At 70.6% G+C, this 20,378-nt stretch carries 16 protein-coding genes, 1 tRNA gene, 1 pseudogene and 1 riboswitch; of the genes and pseudogenes, 6 read left to right on the plus strand and 12 right to left on the minus strand.

Annotated features, from left to right (window positions below; all coding sequences use genetic code 11):
- Nucleotides 1-113: 113 nt before the first annotated feature.
- Nucleotides 114-187: transfer RNA gene (locus RCO28_RS20980), tRNA-Pro, on the plus strand.
- A 166-nt stretch (nt 188-353) separates the two neighbouring features.
- On the opposite strand, the gene RCO28_RS20985 is transcribed toward RCO28_RS20980, so the two are convergent.
- Genes RCO28_RS20985 through RCO28_RS21000 form a run of 4 tightly spaced genes read right to left on the minus strand, consistent with a single transcriptional unit; the run spans nt 354 to nt 4,872 of the window.
- On the minus strand, nt 354-1,589 hold the full coding sequence (locus RCO28_RS20985) for a Gfo/Idh/MocA family oxidoreductase (protein WP_308942717.1): 1,236 nt from the start codon (nt 1,587-1,589) through the stop codon (nt 354-356).
- Nucleotides 1,590-1,623: 34 nt separating this feature from the next.
- On the minus strand, nt 1,624-2,970 hold the full coding sequence (locus RCO28_RS20990) for a sugar ABC transporter substrate-binding protein (RefSeq protein WP_308942718.1): 1,347 nt from the start codon (nt 2,968-2,970) through the stop codon (nt 1,624-1,626).
- 12 nt (nt 2,971-2,982) lie between these two features.
- Nucleotides 2,983-3,903: a carbohydrate ABC transporter permease gene (locus RCO28_RS20995; protein WP_308942719.1), complete on the minus strand. Its 921-nt coding sequence runs from the start codon at nt 3,901-3,903 to the stop codon at nt 2,983-2,985.
- Between the two features lie 21 nt (nt 3,904-3,924).
- Nucleotides 3,925-4,872, minus strand: a complete 948-nt coding sequence (locus tag RCO28_RS21000) for a sugar ABC transporter permease (RefSeq protein ID WP_308942720.1) — start codon at nt 4,870-4,872, stop codon at nt 3,925-3,927.
- A 225-nt stretch (nt 4,873-5,097) separates the two neighbouring features.
- Here RCO28_RS21000 and RCO28_RS21005 point away from each other — a divergent pair, with 225 nt between their 5' ends.
- A complete protein-coding gene (locus RCO28_RS21005) occupies nt 5,098-6,264 on the plus strand; it encodes an ROK family transcriptional regulator (RefSeq protein WP_308942911.1) in 1,167 nt (388 codons plus the stop codon).
- A 167-nt stretch (nt 6,265-6,431) separates the two neighbouring features.
- On the opposite strand, the gene RCO28_RS21010 is transcribed toward RCO28_RS21005, so the two are convergent.
- Together RCO28_RS21010 and RCO28_RS21015 are read right to left on the minus strand one after the other, a co-directional pair.
- On the minus strand, nt 6,432-7,973 hold the full coding sequence (locus RCO28_RS21010) for a glycoside hydrolase family 32 protein (protein WP_308942721.1): 1,542 nt from the start codon (nt 7,971-7,973) through the stop codon (nt 6,432-6,434).
- Between the two features lie 267 nt (nt 7,974-8,240).
- Entirely contained in the window at nt 8,241-9,248 is a 1,008-nt protein-coding gene (locus tag RCO28_RS21015) for a LacI family DNA-binding transcriptional regulator (protein ID WP_308942722.1), read from the minus strand.
- A 475-nt stretch (nt 9,249-9,723) separates the two neighbouring features.
- Between RCO28_RS21015 and RCO28_RS21020 the strand changes: the two genes are divergently transcribed.
- On the plus strand, nt 9,724-11,115 hold the full coding sequence (locus RCO28_RS21020; RefSeq protein ID WP_308942723.1) for a sugar porter family MFS transporter: 1,392 nt from the start codon (nt 9,724-9,726) through the stop codon (nt 11,113-11,115).
- A gap of 131 nt (nt 11,116-11,246) precedes the next feature.
- On the opposite strand, the gene RCO28_RS21025 is transcribed toward RCO28_RS21020, so the two are convergent.
- Both RCO28_RS21025 and RCO28_RS21030 read right to left on the minus strand, forming a co-directional pair.
- The gene (locus RCO28_RS21025; RefSeq protein WP_308942724.1) at nt 11,247-12,002 is read right to left on the minus strand and encodes a LysM peptidoglycan-binding domain-containing protein; all 756 of its coding nucleotides are present in this window, start codon (nt 12,000-12,002) and stop codon (nt 11,247-11,249) included.
- A 4-nt stretch (nt 12,003-12,006) separates the two neighbouring features.
- A riboswitch (cyclic di-AMP (ydaO/yuaA leader) is annotated at nt 12,007-12,169 on the minus strand.
- A 344-nt stretch (nt 12,170-12,513) separates the two neighbouring features.
- Entirely contained in the window at nt 12,514-13,065 is a 552-nt protein-coding gene (locus tag RCO28_RS21030) for an XRE family transcriptional regulator (protein WP_308942725.1), read from the minus strand.
- A 140-nt stretch (nt 13,066-13,205) separates the two neighbouring features.
- Here RCO28_RS21030 and RCO28_RS21035 point away from each other — a divergent pair.
- Nucleotides 13,206-14,348, plus strand: a pseudogene (locus RCO28_RS21035) (benzoate/H(+) symporter BenE family transporter); the annotation flags it as partial.
- A gap of 167 nt (nt 14,349-14,515) precedes the next feature.
- Here the strand turns inward: RCO28_RS21035 and RCO28_RS21040 are convergent.
- The 4 genes from RCO28_RS21040 to RCO28_RS21055 form a co-directional block, all read right to left on the minus strand.
- Nucleotides 14,516-15,277, minus strand: a complete 762-nt coding sequence (locus RCO28_RS21040; protein WP_308942726.1) for a Mut7-C RNAse domain-containing protein — start codon at nt 15,275-15,277, stop codon at nt 14,516-14,518.
- A 161-nt stretch (nt 15,278-15,438) separates the two neighbouring features.
- The gene (locus RCO28_RS21045; protein ID WP_308942727.1) at nt 15,439-15,744 is read right to left on the minus strand and encodes an acylphosphatase; all 306 of its coding nucleotides are present in this window, start codon (nt 15,742-15,744) and stop codon (nt 15,439-15,441) included.
- Nucleotides 15,744-16,046, minus strand: a complete 303-nt coding sequence (locus RCO28_RS21050; protein WP_308942728.1) for a dsRBD fold-containing protein — start codon at nt 16,044-16,046, stop codon at nt 15,744-15,746. Before RCO28_RS21050 ends, RCO28_RS21045 begins: the two co-directional genes overlap by 1 nt.
- A 165-nt stretch (nt 16,047-16,211) precedes the next feature.
- The gene (locus tag RCO28_RS21055; RefSeq protein WP_308942729.1) at nt 16,212-17,303 is read right to left on the minus strand and encodes an Lrp/AsnC family transcriptional regulator; all 1,092 of its coding nucleotides are present in this window, start codon (nt 17,301-17,303) and stop codon (nt 16,212-16,214) included.
- A 121-nt stretch (nt 17,304-17,424) separates the two neighbouring features.
- Here RCO28_RS21055 and RCO28_RS21060 point away from each other — a divergent pair, with 121 nt between their 5' ends.
- Nucleotides 17,425-18,753, plus strand: a complete 1,329-nt coding sequence (locus RCO28_RS21060; protein WP_308942730.1) for an amidohydrolase — start codon at nt 17,425-17,427, stop codon at nt 18,751-18,753.
- Nucleotides 18,750-20,213 carry an amidase gene (locus RCO28_RS21065; protein WP_308942731.1) on the plus strand — a complete coding sequence of 488 codons (1,464 nt, stop codon included), beginning with the start codon at nt 18,750-18,752 and terminating at the stop codon, nt 20,211-20,213. The genes RCO28_RS21060 and RCO28_RS21065 overlap by 4 nt, the downstream gene beginning before the upstream one ends.
- Nucleotides 20,214-20,378: the final 165 nt, after the last annotated feature.

Genomic DNA, 20,378 nt, shown 5'->3' on the forward strand with positions numbered 1-20,378 from the left:
CGGGCCGTGACGCTCCGTGCGCACCCGGAAACGGGTTCACGACCACCCGCCCGAGTGCGGTATTGTTTCGGTGCGCGTTCGGCCGCGGGGAAACCCCAGGTCACGGACGGCACCGGGACGTGGCGCAGCTTGGTAGCGCACTTGACTGGGGGTCAAGGGGTCGCAGGTTCAAATCCTGTCGTCCCGACTTGTGGTAACACAGGTCGGAGGCCGTTCTCTCATCCGTGAGAGAGCGGCCTTTCGCATGTCCGGGGCCGTAGACCTGGCCCGTCTCACGTACCGCCGAGAGCCCCGGTTCCGCCTGCCGAAAGCTGCGGTCGGAACCGGGACCAGGAGCCGAACTCGTCGACAGATCAGCCCGCGAGCCGGCCGGTGCGCGGTGCCTCCGGTGTTCCCGGTGCGTCCCCGAAGTCCGGGATCCGGAGGCGCTCGCCGTCGCGCAGGGCCGACTGGTGGGCGACGATGCCGGGGAGGGTGTAGCGGGCGGCGGTCCAGGCGTTGACCGGGGGTTGGGTGCCGCCCGCGACGGCGGTCACGAAGTCGTCGACGAGGAAGTGGTGGCTGCCTTCGTGCCCGTTGGGCAGGTGGTCGAACTCGCGGGGCAGTCGCGCCCGGTCGTGTACGGGGGCCGAGCCGGAGGTGAACGCGTCCCGTAGGGCTGGGGCGATGTGCTGCAGTGACGGGTCGTCGGGGGCCAATGTCGGCTTGGGCTGCAGGAGTTCGCTGATGTCCTCGACGCCCTTGCGGTCCTGCCAGAGGCTGACGGTGGCGAGCTGCTCCATGCTGCCGTCCGTGCCGAAGAACCGGAAACGCGACTCACGGATGTGGCAGGGGTAGCCGACCCGGCGGAACTCGTTCGTACGGAATGAGCCGCCGCCCGCCACCTCGAAGAGGGCCGTCGCATTGGACAGGTCGTTGTCGAACTGGCTGATGTCCTTGTCGAAGACGCCGTCGCCGCGGTCGTCGCGCACGCCCACGGCGGACACGCTCGTCGCATGCGTCTGCCAGGCGCCGAGGACCCCGCCCACCGAGTGTGTCGGGTAGAGCAGCGGCGGATAGCTGGCGGTGGCCTTCCAGTTGGGCCCGCCGCTGTACTGGTACGCCTCGTAGAAGCCCAGGTCCATGTCGTGGACGTAGTCACCCTCGGCGTGGAAGAGCCGGCCGAACGCGCCCTCGGCGATCTGGTTGCGCGCGTGCACGGTGGCCGGGTTGTACTGGCTGGTCTCGCCCATCATGTACGTCAGGCCGGTCTCGCGTACGGCTTCGATGATCGCGGCGATCTCCTCCTCCGTGATCGCCATGGGCACCGCCGAGTAGACGTGCTTCCCCGCGCGCAGCGCCTGCACGACCAGCGGGCCGTGCGTCCAGCGCTGCGTGAAGATCGCCACCGCGTCGACGTCCGGCGAGCGCAGCATCGTGTCGTACGAGTCGAAGGCGCCGCTCAACTGCTCGGCGGTAACGAGCTGTTGAGCCCTGTCGGCGATGAGATCGGTGACGTACACGTCGCCGACGCCCGGGTGTGCGCGGAAGAGTTTGGCGAACTGGCCGGAGAACTGTCCGGCGCCGACGATGCCGAGCGAGAACGTCATCAAGGTCTTCCTTCTTGTGTGGTGAGACAACAGGTCACTGCGAGAGCAGCAGGTTGATCTGGTCATTGGTGCGGTCGAGGGTGTCCACGGGTGCGTCGTTGGCGTAGATGTCCTGCATGGCGGGGCGCATCAGGCCGTGGACGTCGGCCCCGAAGTTGGTGATCGGGAAGGGGAACGTGGCTTTCTCGGCGACGGGTTCGGTGAAGGCGTCGACGTCGATGCCGTCCTCGGCGTACGTCTTGACCGCCGTGTCCGTGCCGTCCTTGGTGGCGGGGAACACGACGCCGCTGCGGCCCACGGTGCGCTGGCAGTCGGCCGAGGCGAGGTGGGCGACCCACTTCGCGGCGCCCTCTTTGTTGCGGGCGTTCTTGGTGATGGAGTCGGCGAGGCCGTTCATCATGGTGGCGCGTTTGCCGGTGGGGCCGACGGGCGTACGCGCCGTGGCGGCGTCGATGCCTTTGAAGCCGTAGTAGGTCTGGATCATCCAGGAGCCGTGGAGGGCGGTCGCTGCCTTGCCCGAGCCGAACTGCACCTCGGGTCCGTTGGTCTCGGAGAAGTCCTTCTGGGGCGGCAGGTAGCCCTTCTTCGCCAGGCCGAAGTACCAGTCGATGGTCTCCTTGAAGCGGGGGTCGTCGTAGTTGTAGCGGGTGCCCCAGGTCTTCTTGTCGGTGTAGTGCCAGCCGGTGGACGCGGCGAAGGAACTCCAGTGGGTCTGGCCGTCGCCGTCCCCTGCGTCGTTGGTGGCCAGGCCGTAGACCTTCACGCGACGCGGGTCAAAGCCCTTCTCGTCGCCCCGCCGGCCGTTCTCGTCGACGGTCAGGCGGGCGATGGCCTTCTCGAAGGTGCCGCCGTCCTTCGGGTTCCAGGTGAGGTTGTTGAGCTCTTCGGGGCTCAGGCCGGCCGCGCGGGCCATCTTCTTGTTGTAGAAGAGAGCGACGGTGTCCCAGTCCTTGGGCGCGCCGTAGCGGTGTCCGTCCTGCCCGATCCAGGCGGAGGCGAGACCGGGCTGGTAGTCGGAGTCCTCGATCCTGTTCGTGTACGGCAACTCGTCCAGCGGGGCCAGCACCTTGAGGTCCGCGAACTGGGCGAACTTCGAGATGTGGTCGGTGAACACATCGGGCTGGGTACCGGCGATGAAGCTGGCGGTGAGCTTGGTCCAGTAGTCGTTCCAGCCCATCTGCGTGATCTGGACGTCAAGGCCGGGGTTGCGCTTCTCGAAGTCCTTCGCGCAGGCCTCGTACGCGGGGAGCTGGTTGGCGTCCCACAGCCAGTACGTGACGGTGCGCGAGGCGGCGGCGCCGGTGGAGTCCCCGGAGGCGCAACCGGAGACGAAGGCCAGCGCCAGGGCCCCGGCGCATGCGGTGACAGCTCGCGAACGCATCTGCGGTCCTCCCTACTTGATGCCGGTGAAGCCGATGGAGTTGACGATGCGTCGCGCGAAGCAGCCGAAGAGCAGCAGCATCGGCAGCGCGGCCACGAGCGTCGCCGCCATCAGGCCGGACCAGTCGGTGCCGGCCTGCGGGGTCTGCGAGCGGAACACGCTGAGCGCGACGGTGAGGACGCGTGAGCTGTCGCTGGACGACACCATCAGTGGCCAGAAGTAGTCGTTCCAGGCGGTGATGTACGTCAGAACGGCCAGCGTGGTCACGGGAGTCGACGCCATGGGCAGCAGCACGCGGAAGAAGATCCGCACCTTCCCGGCGCCGTCGAGCAGAGCGGCCTCCTCCACCTCGCGCGGCACGTTCCGGAAGAACTGCCGCAGGAAGAACACGGCGAACGGCGTCATGAACATGGTGGGCAGAGCGATGCCCCACAGGGAGTCGATCAGGCCCAACTCCTTCACCAGGACGAAGTTGGGCAGCAGGGTGAAGATCGCCGGCACCATGAGCCCGGCGAGGAACAGCCCGAACACCCGGTCGCGGCCGGGCCAGTTCAGCCGGGCGAAGGCGTACGCGGCCATCGCGGAGAACAGCAGCTGGCAGACCGTGATCAGAGTGGAGACGACCACCGAGTTCAGGAGGTAGCGCCAGAAGTCGATGGAGGTGCCCGAACCGCCCTGTGCGAGTGCCTCCTTGGTGGATTGCAGTCCGAAGACCCGGGCGAAGCCGCCGGTCGTGACATCGGTGGGCAGGGGAGCCGAGGGGTTCGCGGTGAGGGCGGCGTTCGAGGACAGGGCCGTGCGCAGGATCCAGTAGAACGGCAGCAGGGTGATGACGGCGATCGCGATCATCACGGCCCAGGCCAGGACACGTCCGGGCGAGGGCAGGCGCCGGGCGCGGGGGCGTGGTGGCGCGGCGGTTGTCAGAGTGGCCATGGCGGTCTCCTTTCCGTGGCGTCAGCCGAGGTCGGTGTGGCCGGCGCGGGTCATCCGGTACTGGATGACGGTGATCGCACTGAGGACGGCCAGGAGCGCGACGGACATCGCTGAGGCGTAGCCGAACTGGAAGCGTCCGAAGGCGGAGTTGTAGATGTAGAGCTGCAGGACGTTGGTGGCGTTCGCGGGTCCGCCGAGGGTGGTCACGGCGACGGTGTCGAAGACCTGGAACGACCCGATGACCGTCATGATCAGTACGACGGCCAGGACCGGTCGCAGCAACGGCAGCGTGACCCGCCAGAACATCCGCCACTCGCTCGCGCCGTCCACCTTCGCCGCCTCGTAGACGTCGCCCGGTATGGCCTGGAGACCCGCGAACAACAGCAGCGCCGTGTACCCCACGTGCCGCCAGACGTTGATGAGCGCGATGGTCGGGATCGCCCAGGCCTCGTCGGTCAGGAACGGGATGTGGTCGAAGCCGAAGGCGCCGATGATCTGGTTGCCGATGCCGAGCTGTGTGTCGAGCATCCACAGCCAGACGATGCCGGCGACGACGTTCGAGACGAGATACGGGGCGAGGACCACCGACCGCAGCAGTGCCGAGCGCGTCAGGCGCTGCATGAGGACCGCGATGGCGAGCGCGGCCACCGTCTGCACCCCGATGTTGATGACCACGTACTCGACGGTGACCGCCAACGAGTCCCAGAAGACCGGGTCGTTGACCACCCGCACGTAGTTGTCGAGCCCGGCCCACCGCGGAGGCGTCAGCAGGTTGAACTGCGTGAAGCTCAGGTAGATCCCGCGCAGCGTCGGCCACAGCAGGAACACGAGGAAGCCGAGCAGGGCCGGTGCGACGAAGACCGCGGCCAGCGCGCCGTCGCCGCGGCGGCGCGGGATGCGGCGCAGGGGTCGGGCCCCGTACGACTTGGCTGGGCTCCGGGCTGGGCTGGCACTGGAGGCGACGGTCATGCACGGCTCCCTCGTCGGTGACTCGGTTCCCCATATACTTTTGCTGCGGAATTATTGTGCCGTCAATGGGCGTGCAGTGGTCGATCTCGGCGGGCCTCTCGCGAGCCTGCCCCGGGTCACGCCCGCGTATTTACTTCCGTGGCAAAATGAATCATGATGGGGCTGACACAGATCCGGCGGTGATGATCACGCGAGGAGGTTGAGGTGCCCAGCAGCAGTGCAGCCATGCCGAACTGGCGTCCGCTGAGCCCTGGAGAGCGCGCTGTCGCGATCGCGATCCTCACGCACGGACCGTTGTCCCGCAGCGAACTGGCCAAGCAGCTCGACCTTTCGGCCGGCAGCCTGACCCGGCTCACCAAGCCCCTGATCGAGTCGGGCCTGCTGGTCGACGCGGGGGCCGCGCCGGACGAGCCCGCGCCCGCCGGGCTGCCCGGTGGTGCCATGGCCCGCCAGGGCCGTCCGACGAAGCCCCTGGAGGTCGTCGCCGAAGCGCAGCACTTCGCCGGATTCAAGGTCACCGCCGATGCGGTGTACGGCGTGGTCACCACTCTGAGAAGTGAGGTGGTGGCCCGACGCCTGATGCCGCTCGGCGACCAGGAACCCGAGGCTGTGGTTGACCAACTCGACGCCATGGCAAGCGAGTTCAAGGTGGAATTTCCTCGCCTGGCGGGAATCGGCATCGGTGTGGGCGGCCAGGTGCGCGACGGCTCGCTGGTCGTCGAGAACACCTTCCTGGGCTGGAAGAACGTGCCGCTCGCCGCGATGGTCGAGGAGCGCACCGGTCTGCCGGCCGTCGTCGACAACGATGTGGCGGCCCTGATAGAGGCCGAGGCCTGGTTCGGCGCGGGCCGCGGCCTTGAGCGCTTCGCCGTCCTCACCATCGGCGCGGGCTTCGGCTACGGGCTCGTCCTCGGGGGGAAGCTGGTCCGTACCCGCGAGGACGGCAAGCGCTGGATCATCGACCCGTACGGACCGTTCGACAAGAACGGCGAACGGGGCACCGCCGACGGCCTGTTGACCATCCCAGGCATCCGCTTCCAGATGCAGGCGGCCACGGGGCGCGAGGCGACGTACGCCGAGATCCTCGACGGCGCAGCCGCCGGAGAACCGCTGCCGCACCGCATCGTGCACCAGTCGGCCAGAGGCCTCGGCACGCTCGTCGCCCAGATCGCCAACTTCGCCGTCCCGGAGAAGATCCTGCTCGCCGGGGAGGGCGTCGGCCTCGTGGACGTAGCAGGCGAGACCGTCCGCGAGGCGATCGACGCCAACCGCCACCCGTCGGCCGACCCCGTGGTCCTGGAGACCAAGGTCTCCGACTTCCACGAATGGGCCCGAGGCGCGGCGGTCCTTGCCATCCAGGTCCTCGTGCTCGGCGCCGGCGAGGAGCGCTGAGGTGAGTGGGGTTGCGGCCGGCGGCGTTGAGCTGAATCCAAGCGTCGCCGAGCTTGCAGCGCCGGTCCACCTCGCGGGTGACGATGTCCCACGGACTTTTCGAAGTCGCAGATCGAGGGGGCCGCTTCAGAGGGATTTGAAACGGCCCCCCGATCAGTTCTCGGGCCTCAGCCCCGCAGAGCCGACCGCAAGGCCCGCACCCTCAGTGTCTCGATCCTGAGAGCGCCCCCGTCCGCGTACGCGCGCAGGGCGCACGACGACGGGTCCGGGAAGATCTGGTCCGTCAGGCAGACGGTGCCGCCTGCCGCGTACACCTCGACGGACGAGGCGTCGACCAGGATGCGCAGGTCGAGGCCGCCGTCCGGCAGGGCGAGGGGGGCTCGGTGCACGCCCGGGAACTCCGCGGCGAAGCCGACGTCCCCCGAGGACCTGCGGTCGATGTACAGCTCACCGGCGGCGGTGTCGTACCCGATCCGGGTGTACGAGCCGCCCCCTGTGCGGATGTCCAGGCCGAAGCCGGAGGTCGCCGGGCCGTCGGGCGCGAGCACGGCCTCCAGCTCGTAGAACTGGCCGGTGTCGGCGAGGAGTCGGCGGGTTCCCTCGGGAGCGGTCGCGTCGGTCAGGGAGAGCAGCGTACGGGTGCGCAGAGACTCCAGCTCGGGCACCGGGGCCTGCGCCAACTGGCCGTTGTGCAGGGCGAGTTCGCGGGGGAAGCCCATGGCGCCGCGCCAGGGTGCGGTGGGGATGCGGTCGGCGTAGAGCCAGTTGTTCATCCAGGGCAGGAAGACGCGGCGGCCGTCGGGGGCGTTGTTGTACGTGATGCCCGCGTAGCAGTCTGCGCCCTGGTCGACCCAGCGGGTGCCCTGGCCGGGGTCGGGGGTGAAGGTGGTGCCGTCGAAGCTGCCGGTGAAGTACTGGGTGGCCGAACCCCCGGCCGGGCCACCGGGGTTGAGGCTGACGAGCAGCACCCAGCGGTCGCCGAGCGGGAACAGGTTGGGGCACTCCCAGATGCCGCCGGTCGCGCCGAGCGGGCCGAAGTCGCTGAGCTGCCGCCAGGACTTGAGGTCGTCCGACGCGTAGAAGCGGATCTTGTACTCGGTGGGCAGCGCCAGGGCCATCACCCAGCGGCCGCTCTCCGCGTGCCAGAAGACGCTCGGATCGCGGAAGTCCCGCGCGCCGATGTCGAGTACGGGGTTGCCCGCGTACTTGGTCCAGGTCTCACCGGCGTCCGTGCTGTACGCGAGGGACTGCCGCTGCAGGCCGGACGCGTCCTTGAGGGTGCTGGTGTAGATCGCGACCAGCGGGGGCCGGCCGGCGGAGCCGAGGCCGCTCGTGTTGCGCTCGTCGTACACCACGGACCCGGAGAAGATCATCTCCTGGTCGTCGTGCGCGATGGCGACCGGACGCTCCTCCCAGTGCAGCAGGTCCGAGCTGACGGCGTGGCCCCAGGACATGTTGCCCCAGACGTCACCCTCGGGGTTGTACTGGAAGAACAGGTGCCAGCGGCCCTCGTGGTGGATCAGCCCGTTGGGGTCGTTGATCCAGTTCTTGGCGGGGGAGAAGTGCAGCCGGGGTCGGTACGTCTCGGCGCGTCCGCGTCCGAGTGCCCCGGGGGTCGCGGCGGCCGTACCGCCGAGGAGGGGGACGGCGGCTGCGGCTGTGACGCCGAGCGCGGAGGTCAGGACTGAGCGGCGGCTGGGGAACGGCATGGGTCTCTCCCAATCGAGGAGTGATCAGTGGTCGCGAAAGGCGGATCCGCCCACCGCACCGGGCCGTTCCCGATCGACCGGACATGCGGGGGCTGGAGCTGGGACCGGCTCCCGGCAATATCCGAAGGAGGCGGCCTAAGGGGAGCGGAGTTCGGGACGCCAGCCGACAAGCGGGCCCGAACGCCGCCCCGTCACGTAAAGCCATCTGCCGTGGGTACGTCAACCCCCTTGACCGGATTGCCGGTTGAGCGCGGGCGGCGTGGCCCGTCACGCAGGCCGTGTGCAGCCGCAGGACTCCCGGTGGACGAAGGTCGGTTCGAGGAGGACCGTTCTGCGCTCGCCGTCCGGGTCCGCGATCCGCTCCATGAGCAGTTCCACGGCGCGCCGCCCGGTCTCCTGTACGGGCTGGGCGATCGCCGTCGGCGAGGGGTGCATCAGGTCGGCCCACTCGAAGTCGTCGAACGCGCACAGTGCCACGTCCGAGGGCACCTTGCGGCCGAGCCGGGACAGGGCCCGCAGTACGCCGAGGGTCATCTGGTTGTTCCCGGAGACCAGCGCGGTGGGGGCGTCCGGGCCGGTCATCAGGCGCTCGGTGGCCAGCTCCGCCGGGTAGGCCTGGGAGTCGCCGACCACGACGAGGTCGTCGGACGCCGTGAGGCCCTTGCGCTCCATGCCGCGCTGCCAGCCCCGTTGCCGCTCACTGCTGGTACGCAGGTTGCGCCGCCCGGCGACCAGGCCGATGCGGGTGTGCCCGAGGTCGGCTAGGTGGTCGACGAGCCGTGCCGTGGCCTCGACGTTGGCGGTCGCGACCTGGTCGAAGGCAGGGGAGGCGCAGCGGTCGATCAGGACGGTCGGCAGCCCCGCGTTCTTCACGTGGCGCAGGGCGGCGCCGCGCGGGCCCGCGGCGGTCGCGAGCAGCAGGCCGTCCACGCGCCGCTCGTGCAGCATCCTGACGACGCTGAGCTCTTCGGCCGGGTCGTCGTGGGTGTCGGCCATGAGCAGGGTGTAGCCCGAGGCGCGGGTCGCCGCGTCCACCGCCGACACCAGCTCCGCGAAGTGGAAGTTCCCGACGGCCGAGACGGCCAGGCCGAGGGTCAGGGTGCTCGACGTCTTCAGGGAACGGGCGACGGTGTTGTGCGTGTACCCCGTCGCGCGCACCGCCTCCAGGACCAGCTCGCGGGTCTCGTCCTTGACGTACCGGGTGCCGTTGATGACGTGCGAGACGGTCGACACGGAGACGCCGGCCCGGCGGGCGACATCGGCCATCTTCGCCATGAGCGGCTCCTCGGCTGGGTTCGGTTCGGCTCGGTTCGGTCGTGCAACGGGATCGATCGGTTCGGGTCGTGCAACGGGATCGTACGTGAGGGAACATAGAAAAACGATTGCGCAAACGGTTGCGCGAAACCGTCTCCGCCGTCACGATGCTGCACCGGGGCCGGTTGCTTCCCGACCGGACGTCCACGGCATCCGACGACGCATGCCGCAATGGGCGCTCGTGACCGCCCCCGAGCCGCCAAGCAGTCACCAACTACCGCAGCAGCGGCCACAGTTGGGGTGCGCCGCCCCGCCCAGCCGACCCGTGGCGGGGCGACGCCCCCCGACGACCTGCCCTGCCCCGCCCTGCTCTGTTCGCCCGCACCCGTGTCCCCACCGGAGGACGGGCCGACTCGTCACGCGCTCAAGCAGCCGAGCGCCACGCTGCCCCAACTCCCGTACGCCTCAGCCTGTTTCACCGTCAGGAGCCGCCGACATGCCACAGACCACGACTGCCGGAACCACCACGCCACCGGGTTCCCCGCCGCTGACCTCCGCCGCGCGCCGCTCCCTGCTCGGCGCGTCCGCGGTGGCCGCGCTCGGCGGGTTCCTGTTCGGGTACGACACGGGGATCATCTCCTCGGCCCTCCTGTTCATCGCGCCGGAGTTCGGCCTCTCCGACGGGATGCAGCAGGTCACCGTGGCCTCGCTCCTGCTCGGCGCGATCGTCGGCGTCCTGGGCGCGGGGGCCGTCACGGACGCGGCGGGCCGGCGGCGCACTCTGCTTGTGGGGGCCGCCGTCTTCGCCGTCGGCGCGGTCGTCTCGGCCGTCGCACCCGGCGTCGAGGTGCTGATCGTCGCCCGTGTCCTGCTCGGTCTCGCGATCGGTACGGCCTCGTTGACCGTGCCCGCCTACATCGCCGAGATCGCCCCGGCGGAGTCCCGCGGCCGCCTCGTCTCCCTCAACCAACTCATGATCACGGTCGGGATCTTCGTCTCGTACTTGGTCGGCTATCTCTTCGACGACGGGGAGGGCTGGCGCTGGATGCTGGGGCTCGGGCTGCTGCCCGCGCTCGCGATGTTCCTCGGTGTGCGGCGCCTCGCGGAGAGCCCGCGCTGGCTGCTCGGGCGCGGTCGCCGCGAGGAGGCGCGCGCGGCGCTGCTCCGTACGCGTACACCCGAAGCGGCGGACGCCGAACTGGCCGAGATCGAGTCGCTGTCCGCGGCCGAGACGCGGACCAGCTACCGCGATCTGCTGCGCCCCGCGATGCGTCCCGCCGTCCTCCTCGGCGTGGTCGTCGCGGCCACCAACCAGCTCGTCGGCGTCAACGCGGTCATCTACTACGCGCCCACGATGCTCAAGCAGGCCGGCTTCGGCAGCTCCGCCGCGATCCTGTCCTCGCTCGGCATCGGCCTGGTCAACATGTGCCTGACGTTCGTGGCGCTGCTCCTCGTCGACCGGGTCGGCCGCCGCCCGCTGCTGCTCGGCGGCACCTCGGTCGTCATCCTCGCCCTCGTGTTCCTCGGCGCCCTCTACCTGATGGGCGACGACGGACGGCCCGTCTCGGGCGGCCTCCTGGTGGCCGGACTCTGCCTGTACATCGCGGCGTTCGCGCCCAGCCTCGGTCTCGCGATCTGGCTCATCAACAGCGAGATCTTCCCGACGGCGGTCCGCGGCAAGGCCAGCTCCTTCGGCAACGTCACCCACTGGGGCCTCGACTTCGCCATCTCCCTCACCGTCCTCACCACCATCAACGCCCTGACGCCCACCGGCCTGTTCTGGATCTACGGCCTCTTCGGCCTGCTCGGCGTCGTGTACCTGCACCGCAAGCTCCCGGAGACGAAGGGCCGCAGCCTGGAGGACATCTCGGCTTCCCTCCGGGGGTGAGGCCCGCCCGGGGCGTACGAAGGAGCAGTACGCGACGGGCGTAAGCGAAGGGGGCGTCACGGCTGCGGAACGGGTCCGCGGTCGTGACGCCCCCTTCAGGGGCCGGCCTTCAGCAGAGGCCGACGGGCGGCCTAGTACGGGCCGTTGACGTTGTCGATCGAGCCGTACCGGTCGGCCGCGTAGTTGCAGGCGGCGGTGATGTTGGCGACCGGGTCGAAGCTGTCCGTCGACGTGCCGGGCACGTGGTACGCGTCGAACGTGGGCTTGATGACCTGGAGCAGGCCCTTGGACGGGACGCCGTTCTGGGCGTTGATGTCCCAGTTGTTCATGGCCAGCGGGTTGCCGGAGGACTCGCGCATGATGTTGCGGTGGATGCCCTCGTAGGTGCCGGGGATGCCGCGCTCGGCCATGATGTCGAGCGACTCCTTGATCCAGCCGTCGAGGTCGTTGGTGTACGACTTCTTCGCCGCGGCGGGCTTGACGGCGGTCGTGCGCTCGGAGCGGTCGGCCCGCTCGGCGGAGGCGCGCGAGGCGTCCGCCTTCTCCGCGGCCTTCTTGCCGAGGGTGAGCTTGACGCCCGGGTGGATCAGCCGCGGGTTGTCACCGAGGACGCTGCGGTTGTCCTGGTACAGCTTCTTCCAGCCGCCGCTCAGGGAGTGCTCCTTGGCGATCGCGGAGAGGGAGTCGCCCGCGGCGACCACATAGGTCTTCGCTGCGGCGGCGGGCTTTGCTGCCGCACCCGCCTGAAGGGAGTCGGCAGGAGCCGCCGCTGCGGCGTTCGCGCCGATCAGCGGGAGTACGAGCGCGGCACCGCCCGTCCCTGCGGCGATGATTCCCCGGCTGAGCGAACGGGACTTGAGGCGGCGGTGCTTTCCCTTTGCAGGCATGACGAATTCCTCTCCGTCGCCTACGAGGTGAGCTGTCGGGTTCGGACGGGAGATGTCCGGCCGCACTGAGCGTGCGACTTCACCCCGAGCCGTTCCGGAGTCCGGATCGGCGACTTACCTGGGTCCCCCGCTCCTGCCCTGCGTATGTGAGTGGGTGTGAGGTTTTCCGGACAGCGGCAGGATTCGGCGTTCCGTCCGGATTCACGGTGACGTTAAGCGAGAAAGTCCGGAAGGAACAAGAGGAGAAATTGAACGGCGAATGCACAGAGATCGTTCTTGCTTACCCGAGCCCTTCCCGTTCTGAGATCGACAAGGCTCAACTCTCTTGGCGCGAAACGGATCTGCGCTTTTCCCCGTGTCGACGGACATGGTTGCCCGGTGTGATCCGATTCACTGAATTCAGTGCCGCGGCGTAATTCGGCGCCCTTGTGTATTAGCTGGTGTAATTTATGCGAACTGCTCGCATCGAGGGCGGTAATTTACGTAAATGGGCAATGGTGGTGAGAGGGGCTTAATCGGACGAAGTCGGGCGCTTGGGGTACCGGACGAAGAGCACGCCCTGGACCTCGCCGTCCGGTGCGCCGTAGACGTGCGGGGTGTCGGCAGGCCAGTGTGCGTGGCCGCCGGGGCCGGCTGTCTGCGGGGCGTCGGGCAGGCCGACGACCGCCGTTCCGGAGAGCACCATCAGGCTCTCCGTCGCGTGCGGGGCGTGCGCGGCCGACTCCTGGGGCGCGCCCTCGGCGATGGTGATGCGGAAGACGTCGGTGGCCGCGCTCTCGTCCTCGTACCGCTCCAGGAGGACCGCCGTGACGGCACTGCCCGAGACTCCGCCCGTGCTTGCCGCGATGCCGGGGGAGGGGTCGTCGAGGACGGCGCTGAGCGGGCGGCCGAGCGCGGTCGTCAGGGCGTAGAGCGTTTCGAGGGTGGGGTTGCGCCGGCCCGTCTCCAGCTCGGAGAGCGTGCCCTTGCCGACGCCCGAGCGGCGTGCCAGCTCCGACAGGGACAGGCCGTCGGCCTGCCGCAGCTGCTTCAGCCTGCGCCCGACCTCGTCGTTCAGTCCCATCTCGGATTCCGTCCGTCCCCGCGTGCTTTGACGTTTCGCCACCGGCGTCCTTAGTGTTCCACAAACAGAACGTTCCGTTCGTGGAACGCCTGTGAGTCGAACCCACCCCTGCTCCCGCCCCTCTCCGGAAGTGACCCCGCATGTCCGCGCTCGCCCGCATACGCGCCACCGCACCTCCCTCGGCCGTGACGGCGGCGCTCATCGCCGTCACCGTCGGCGTGACCAGTGCCGCGGCGATCGTCTTCACCGCGGCGCGGGCCGCGGGGGCGGACACACGGGAGATCTCGTCGTGGATGCTGGCGCTCGGCGTGGGGATCGCCGTGACCAGCGCGGGTCTGTCGCTGCGCTACAAGGCGCCGGTCCTCACCTCCTGGTCGACGCCGGGAGCCGCGCTCCTCGCCACGAGCCTGACCGGGGTCTCCATGGAGAAGGCCGTGGGCGCGTTCGTGTTCAGCGGCGTGCTGACCGTGGTGAGCGGTCTGACGGGATGGTTCGCGCGGATCATGGACCGGATCCCCGTACCGCTGGCGTCGGCGCTGCTCGGCGGTGTGCTCCTTGAATTCGGGACGGGGCTCTTCTCCCAGATGGGCGGCAGTTTCGCGATCGCGTTCCCGGTGTTCGTGCTGTACCTGCTCGCGCGCCGGCTGCTGCCCCGCTACGCGGTCCTTCTCGCGCTCGGCGGCGGAGTCGTCGCCTCCGTCCTCACCGGCGGCTGGCATCTGGAGCGCGTCCAACTGTCGCTCGCGCAGCCGGTGTTCACGGCGCCCGCGTTCGACTGGAAGGTGCTCGTCAGCGTCGGTGTGCCGCTGTTCGTCGTCACCATGGCCTCGCAGAACCTCCCGGGAGTCGCCGTGCTGCGCGCCTCCGGGTACGACGTGCCCGTCTCGCCCGTCCTGACGTGGACGGGGACCGCGCAGACCGTCCTCGCGCCGTTCGGGGCGTTCGGCCTCAACCTGGCGGCGATCACCGCCGCGATCTGCACCGGCGACGAGGCCCACCCCGACCGGCGGCGACGCTATCTCGCGGCCGTGTGGGCCGGTGCCTTCTACCTGTGCGTCGGCCTGCTCGGCGCGACCGTCGCCTCCCTGCTGACCGCGATGCCGCACGCACTCGTCCTGGCCGTCGCCGGGATCGGCCTGCTCGCCACGATCGAGGCGTCCCTGGCCAGTGCCCTGTCGGACCCGGCGTCCAGGGAGGCGGCGGTCGTCACCTTCCTCGCCACGGCCTCCGGCGTGACGCTCCTCGGCATCGGATCCGCGTTCTGGGGGCTGCTCGCGGGCGTGCTCACCAGCGCCATCGCATCAGCGGGCCGACGCCGCCGCGCCACGGCCCCGGCTGCTCCTCAGCCCACCGCACCGAGCAGGGTTCGCGTACGCCTGAGGGAATGTCCGCGTGACGGGCGCCCCCGCGTAGATCGCCTCTCCGCTCCATCCGGATCTTCTTGCCCGCGTCAACTGGCCCGCTCCGCGGTCCGCTGCCGTGCGGTCGCGACGATCCGTTCGAGTCTGCGGCTGTGCGCGCCCCGCCAGTACACGCGCCCGCACCCGGGGCAGCGCGTGAAGGAGTCGTGCGTACGGCGGGTGCCGGGCGCGAGCAACGGCGCCACGTCGCTCTTCCGCACCTCCGTCAGCGGGGTCGCGTTGCACACCGTGCAGCGGGTCCACGGGGCGAGCGCGGGCTCGAACCGGTCGAGGACGTCGGCGAGTTGACGGTCCGGGTCGGCGCCGCGCACGTACGCCCCCAGCCACAGGGACCTGCGGCGCAGCAGCCCGCGGTCCCGGGTGAGGAGCACCCGGCGCTCCGCGTTCGCCTGCGTGACCAGCGCGGCGTCATCGAGGTCGTTGCGGTACGCGGTGTCCACGCCGAGCAGCCGCAACTGCCGGGCAAGGGCGCCCAGATGGACATCGAGGACGAACCTCGGCGGCTCCGGCCGCGGCCACTGCGGCCGCCGTACGGACCGCACCTCCACGTGGTCGCCGGGGCGCGGCCGGTACGCGGGTCCGACCCCGCGGCCCTCCGCGCGCAGCGCGCCGACCTCCGTCAACGGCACCCCCAGCGCCTCCACGACATGCCCGAGCGACGAGGTCCCGTCGACCCCCGCCCGGACCGGCCCCTCGCCGCGGTGACGGGCGGGCAGGAACAGCCGGAGCTCGGCGGGGAAGGCGAGGAGGACTCCGGCCCGGTCCCGGGGGCGGGGCTGCGGCTTGTCCACGCTCCCAGGGTGCCACCGGGGCCGGGACAGGGGACCGGAGACCTCAGTGCGGGGGAGGCGGGGCAGGCCTCAGCACGGCGCGGAGGCCTCAGCGAGGGGGGAGGCGGGGCAGGCCTCAGTACGGCGCGGAGGCCTCAGCGAGGGGGGAGGCGGGGCAGGCCTCAGTACGGCGTCGAGCGGACCTCGAAGCCCTCCAGGCCCTCCGCCTCCTCGTCCACCACGGACACCTGCCGCACAGCCGCGGCGGGCGGGCCCTGTCCAGCCCACTCGACCAGGAGCGCGACATGGTGCGGCTCGCCCTCGAACACGGCCTCCACCGAGCCGTCCGGCAGATTCCGCACCCAGCCCGCCACCCGGTACTGCAGCGCCGTGCGACGGCAGGTGTCCCGGAAGAACACCCCCTGCACCTCACCGGTGACGACAACCCGTCTACGCGTCGCTGCAAGGCCGGACTGCCGGGTGTCCACTAGCCCTCCGATGCATCCGGCCAGCCGACATAGGGCCTGTCGGCCATCTGCTCGCGTGACGTGCCCGCCGCCGCCATGTCGTGGTACGCGGTGCGCTTGAGCTGTTGCGCCAGGTCCTCCAGGGCCCGGGCCGCGGCCAGGTCGTCGCCGATCTCGGGTACGTCGTCGTCCGAGGGGTTCCGGCGGGCGGTGCCGTGGCCGGTGAGGCGGCCGCCGCCGGTGTCGAGGTCGACGCTGACCTTGGTCGTGAGGTCCTCCTCGACCAGGTGGACGCGGGCCGTCCAATCAGTGGTGTGCGACATGGTGATCCTCCAGCGCTCAGTGCCGGACGGCCCGGTTCGGCGGGGGACGCCCCCGCTGCCGTAGGGCGGATCCGTCCGGGAGGTTCTCGGCGCCCCGGTTTCCAGGATCGCGCCACAGGCACCATGACTGCATCCCATGACCGCGTCCGACCGGGGCTGTCCGCCTCACACCCGAGGCAGGCCGAACGGCACCTGCCCCCTCGTACGGCCGGAGGTGTCGAGGAGCTGGCCCATGCGTTTGCGGGAGCGGAGGAACACTGTGCGGTCCCTGACCAGCAGGTTCGGGAAGCGGTCCGCGAGCTGTGCCTCGAAGGGGTCGATGGCGTGCAGGCCGCGCAGCCAGACCATCACCAGGAGGTTGTCGGAGCCGCTGACGGAGACGGCGAGGCGGACCTCGCTCATCCTGGCCAGCGCGTTGCCCGTGGCTTCGAGGTGGGTGTGGGGGACCGCCGTGCGGTAGAGCACCACCGTCGAGAGCCCCGCCAGAGGGTGGGCCAGATCGCAGCGGAACGTGATGTCGCCGTCCCGGACCATCCGCTGGAGGCGGCGCCGGGCGGTGTGCTCGCTCAGGCCGGCCGCCGCGCCGAGCTCGGTGTAGCCGAGGCGCCCGTCGACGCCGAGGGCCGCCACCAGGGCCTCGTCCTCCGGTGTGGGCCCGCGGTGCAGACGGGCGCTGTACACGGTCGGCCGTGCGGTGCGCGGAGCGGACAGTTCCGCGCGCCCGGCGGGCTCCATGGCCCGCACCCGCCAGTCGCCGCCCTCGCCGTAGAGCGTGATGCCGAGCCGCGTGCGGGTGGACCGCACCCCGTCCAGATCGCCGATCAGACCGTGCACGGAGCGTCCGAGGGAGGGCAGGTCGGCGGCGGCGACCGACGCCAGGAGGTCGAAGTCGCCCGCGACCTCGTCGACGCTGAAGACCCAGGGCATCTCGGCCAGGGCGGCCCCGACCGACTCGACCGCCCGCGGCCGGCACCTCACCTCGACGTAGGCGACCGTCGTCGACTTCGCCGACCCGTACGCGGTGACCCACGCCAGGCCGTTCGCGCGGAGCCGTTCCCAGCGGCGGGACGCCGTGGTCGCGTCCACGCCCAGTGCGCGTCCGATCCGGGACCACGGCGCCCGCGGAGCGGCCTGCAGGGCGTCGACGAGCGCCAGGTCCAGTTCGGCGAAGCACCCGTCCGTGCCGGTGCCGCGGGAATCCGGCGTGGCTGGTGCTCGCGAGATGCTTTCCTGCAATTCTTCCTCGGTTCCGGTCACAGACCGGATCGTAGGGCGGGGCCACCGCCACCGCGATGGCCCTGCCGACCTCGCAGGACGCCGTCCCCCCCGGACTGGCACCTGTGCGTCCGAACTGCCCGCGCCCGCAGAGGAGCACTACATGACCGCTGACTCCGTCACGCGCCTGCTGGCCGGTTTCGAGGACCGGCTGCCCGGACTGCTCGCCCTGTACGAGGACCTGCACGCCCACCCCGAGCTGTCCTTCCAGGAGTTCCGCACGGCCGAGGTGGTCGCCGACCGGCTCCGGGAACAGGGCTGGGAGGTCACCGAGGGGGTCGGCGGCACGGGTGTCGTCGGCGTCCTGGCCAACGGGGCGGGCCCGGTGGTCCTGCTCCGCGCCGACATGGACGGGCTCCCGGTGGAGGAGCGGACCCAACTGCCGTACGCCTCCCGGGAGACCGGGGTCGACGGCGAGGGCAACGACGTACCCGTGATGCACGCCTGCGGCCACGACATGCACGTCACCTGTCTCCTCGGCGCGACCGCCCAACTCGCCGCCGCCCGTGCGGAATGGCAGGGCACGGTCGTCGCCGTGTTCCAGCCCGCCGAGGAGGTCGGCGGCGGGGCCCTGGCGATGATCGAGGACGGTTTCCCGGAACGGTTCCCGCGCCCCGACGTCTGCCTCGGCCAGCATGTGTTCCCGGCGCCCGTCGGCTTCGCCGGTACCCGCCCCGGACCGGTGATGGCCGCCTCCGACGGCCTGCGGGTCCGCCTCTTCGGGCGCGGAGGGCACGGGTCCGCCCCCGAGAGCACCGTCGACCCGGTCGTCATGGCCGCCGCCGTCGTCATGCGGCTGCAGACGGTCGTCTCCCGGGAGGTGGGGGCGGCACAGACCGCGGTGGTGACCGTCGGCTCGCTGCACACGGGCACGAAGGAGAACGTCATCCCCGACACCGCCGAGCTGCGGATCAACATCCGCTCCACGACACCCGCCGTACGGGACCGGGTCCTGGCGGCCATCGCCCGCATCGTCCGCGCCGAGGCGGCCGCCTCCGGCGCACCCCGGGAACCCGAGATCGCCGAGATCAACTCCTTCCCCGTCACCGTCAACGACGAGCAGGCCACCGGCACCGTCCTGTCCGCGCTCGCCCAAGTCCTCGGTGCGGATCGGGTGTTCACCCTGCCCCAGCCCCTCACCGGCAGCGAGGACTTCGGCGCCTTCGGGACGGCCCTCGGCGTTCCCTCGGTCTTCTGGCACTTCGGCGGCGCCGACCCCGCCCTCTTCCAGGACCTCGACCCCGAGGCCATGCTGACGGACGGACTGCCCGACACGATCCCCGTCAACCACTCCCCGCACTTCGCCCCCGTACCCGAACCCACCCTCCGGACCGGTGTGACGTCCCTGCTCACGGCAGCCACCCCGTGGCTGTGCCCCGAGGACCACCCGACCGGATCCGTCCGACTCCCGTCCGGAAAGGCTTCCGCATGAACGCGTACGACTCCCGCACCGAGCTCGGCTATCTCAGCGCCACCGAGGCGCGACGGCTCTTCGAGGCCCGGGAGTTGTCCCCGGTGGAGCTGATGCGCGCGGTCATCGCGCGCACGGAGCGGACCGAGCCGGTCGTCAACGCCTTCACCGAGCAGCTCTTCGACGAGGCGCTCGCACAGGCCCGGCACGCCGAGGACCGCTTCCTCGGCAAGGGCGGCCTGACGCCGCGTCCGCTGGAAGGCATCCCCGTCGCCACCAAGGAGAAGCACGCCATCGCCGGGCGTTCCCTCACCGAGGGCTCCCTCGTCAACGTCGGCAACACCGCGACCGAGAACGCCCCCGTGATCGACCGCGTCCTGGACGCCGGCGGCATCATCCACGCCCGTACCGCCACCCCCGAGTTCTCCGTCGCCACCTTCACGCACAGCCGCCTGTGGGGGGTCACCCGCAATCCGTGGAACCCGAAGTTCACCCCCGGCGGCTCCTCCGGCGGCGCGGGCGCCTCCCTCGCGGCCGGTACGACGCTGCTCGCGTCCGCCTCCGACATCGGCGGCTCCACCCGCATCCCCGCCGCGTTCACCGGCACCGTCGGCTACAAGGCCCCGTACGGCCGGATCCCCGGCGTCGCGCCGCTCTCCGCCGACCACTACCGGGGCGACGGCCCGATGGCGCGGACCGTCGACGACTGCGTCACCTTCGCCAACGTCCTCGCCGGGCCCGACCCGCGCGACCATGTGTCGCTGCGCCCGAAGCTCGTCCTGCCGACCACGTACGACTCGGTCGCGGGCCTGCGGATCGCGCTGTGCGTGGACCTCGGTGCGTACGAGGTCCACCCGGAGGTGGAGGCCAACACCCGGGCGGTCGCCCGGGCCCTCACCGACGCGGGCGCGAAGGTGGAGGAGATCGAACTCCCGTGGACCAAGGAGGACATCCTCATCAGCCTCGCGGCGCACTTCTCCACCATCTTCGGCGCCGTCGTCTCCGAGATCGAGGCGAAGCACCGCGACCGTATGTCCGCCTACGCGGCGGCCTTCGCGGACAACATGGCCGAAGCCCGTGCGCGCTTCTCGTACGTCGACGGACTGCGCGTCGAGACGCGGATGCAGCGCGAACTCGCCGAGGCGATGGGGCCCTTCGACGCGCTCATCTGCCCGACGACCGCGGTCCCGGGCCTGCCCGCCGGGGACGACCTCCTGGGACGCCTGGTGGTCGACGGCGAGGACCACGGCGAGCCGCTGTGGGCGGCGATGACCATCCCCTTCAACATCAACAACCGCTGCCCCGTCCTCAACGTCCCCAGCGGCCACTCCAGTTGGGGCCTGCCGACGGGCCTGCAGATCGTCGGCCACACCTACGACGACGCGACGGTATTCCGCATCGGCAAGGCCCTGGAACAGCTCCGCCCCTGGACCTGCCTGCCGGACGACGGGCCGCTCGGGGAGGCGGCGGCCGGTAGTTGACGACTGCGACCAGGTAGAGGGCCTGGTCCTGCTGTTGGTGCGGCTCCTTCGCCCCGCGCGGCGCAGCGAACGACTGGCCGGGCCGAGCCGCACGATTAAATTCAGCCCCTCCGGCGTTTGAGGAGCGGGGTCCGGGGGCGGAGTCCCCGTGGCCGACCGCAGGCC

Source organism: Streptomyces sp. LHD-70 (genome assembly GCF_031157275.1).
Classification (GTDB): Bacteria; Actinomycetota; Actinomycetes; order Streptomycetales; family Streptomycetaceae; genus Streptomyces.

Bases quoted from the DNA above. Each gene is read 5' to 3' on its own strand.
- RCO28_RS20985 (WP_308942717.1), bottom strand. From the start codon at position 1,589: ATGACGTTCTCGCTCGGCATCGTCGGCGCCGGACAGTTCTCCGGCCAG.
- RCO28_RS20990 (WP_308942718.1), bottom strand. From the start codon at position 2,970: ATGCGTTCGCGAGCTGTCACCGCATGCGCCGGGGCCCTGGCGCTGGCC.
- RCO28_RS20995 (WP_308942719.1), bottom strand. From the start codon at position 3,903: ATGGCCACTCTGACAACCGCCGCGCCACCACGCCCCCGCGCCCGGCGC.
- RCO28_RS21000 (WP_308942720.1), bottom strand. From the start codon at position 4,872: ATGACCGTCGCCTCCAGTGCCAGCCCAGCCCGGAGCCCAGCCAAGTCG.
- RCO28_RS21005 (WP_308942911.1), top strand. From the start codon at position 5,098: ATGCCGAACTGGCGTCCGCTGAGCCCTGGAGAGCGCGCTGTCGCGATC.
- RCO28_RS21010 (WP_308942721.1), bottom strand. From the start codon at position 7,973: ATGCCGTTCCCCAGCCGCCGCTCAGTCCTGACCTCCGCGCTCGGCGTC.
- RCO28_RS21015 (WP_308942722.1), bottom strand. From the start codon at position 9,248: ATGGCGAAGATGGCCGATGTCGCCCGCCGGGCCGGCGTCTCCGTGTCG.
- RCO28_RS21020 (WP_308942723.1), top strand. From the start codon at position 9,724: ATGCCACAGACCACGACTGCCGGAACCACCACGCCACCGGGTTCCCCG.
- RCO28_RS21025 (WP_308942724.1), bottom strand. From the start codon at position 12,002: ATGCCTGCAAAGGGAAAGCACCGCCGCCTCAAGTCCCGTTCGCTCAGC.
- RCO28_RS21030 (WP_308942725.1), bottom strand. From the start codon at position 13,065: ATGGGACTGAACGACGAGGTCGGGCGCAGGCTGAAGCAGCTGCGGCAG.
- RCO28_RS21050 (WP_308942728.1), bottom strand. From the start codon at position 16,046: ATGTCGCACACCACTGATTGGACGGCCCGCGTCCACCTGGTCGAGGAG.
- RCO28_RS21060 (WP_308942730.1), top strand. From the start codon at position 17,425: ATGACCGCTGACTCCGTCACGCGCCTGCTGGCCGGTTTCGAGGACCGG.
- RCO28_RS21065 (WP_308942731.1), top strand. From the start codon at position 18,750: ATGAACGCGTACGACTCCCGCACCGAGCTCGGCTATCTCAGCGCCACC.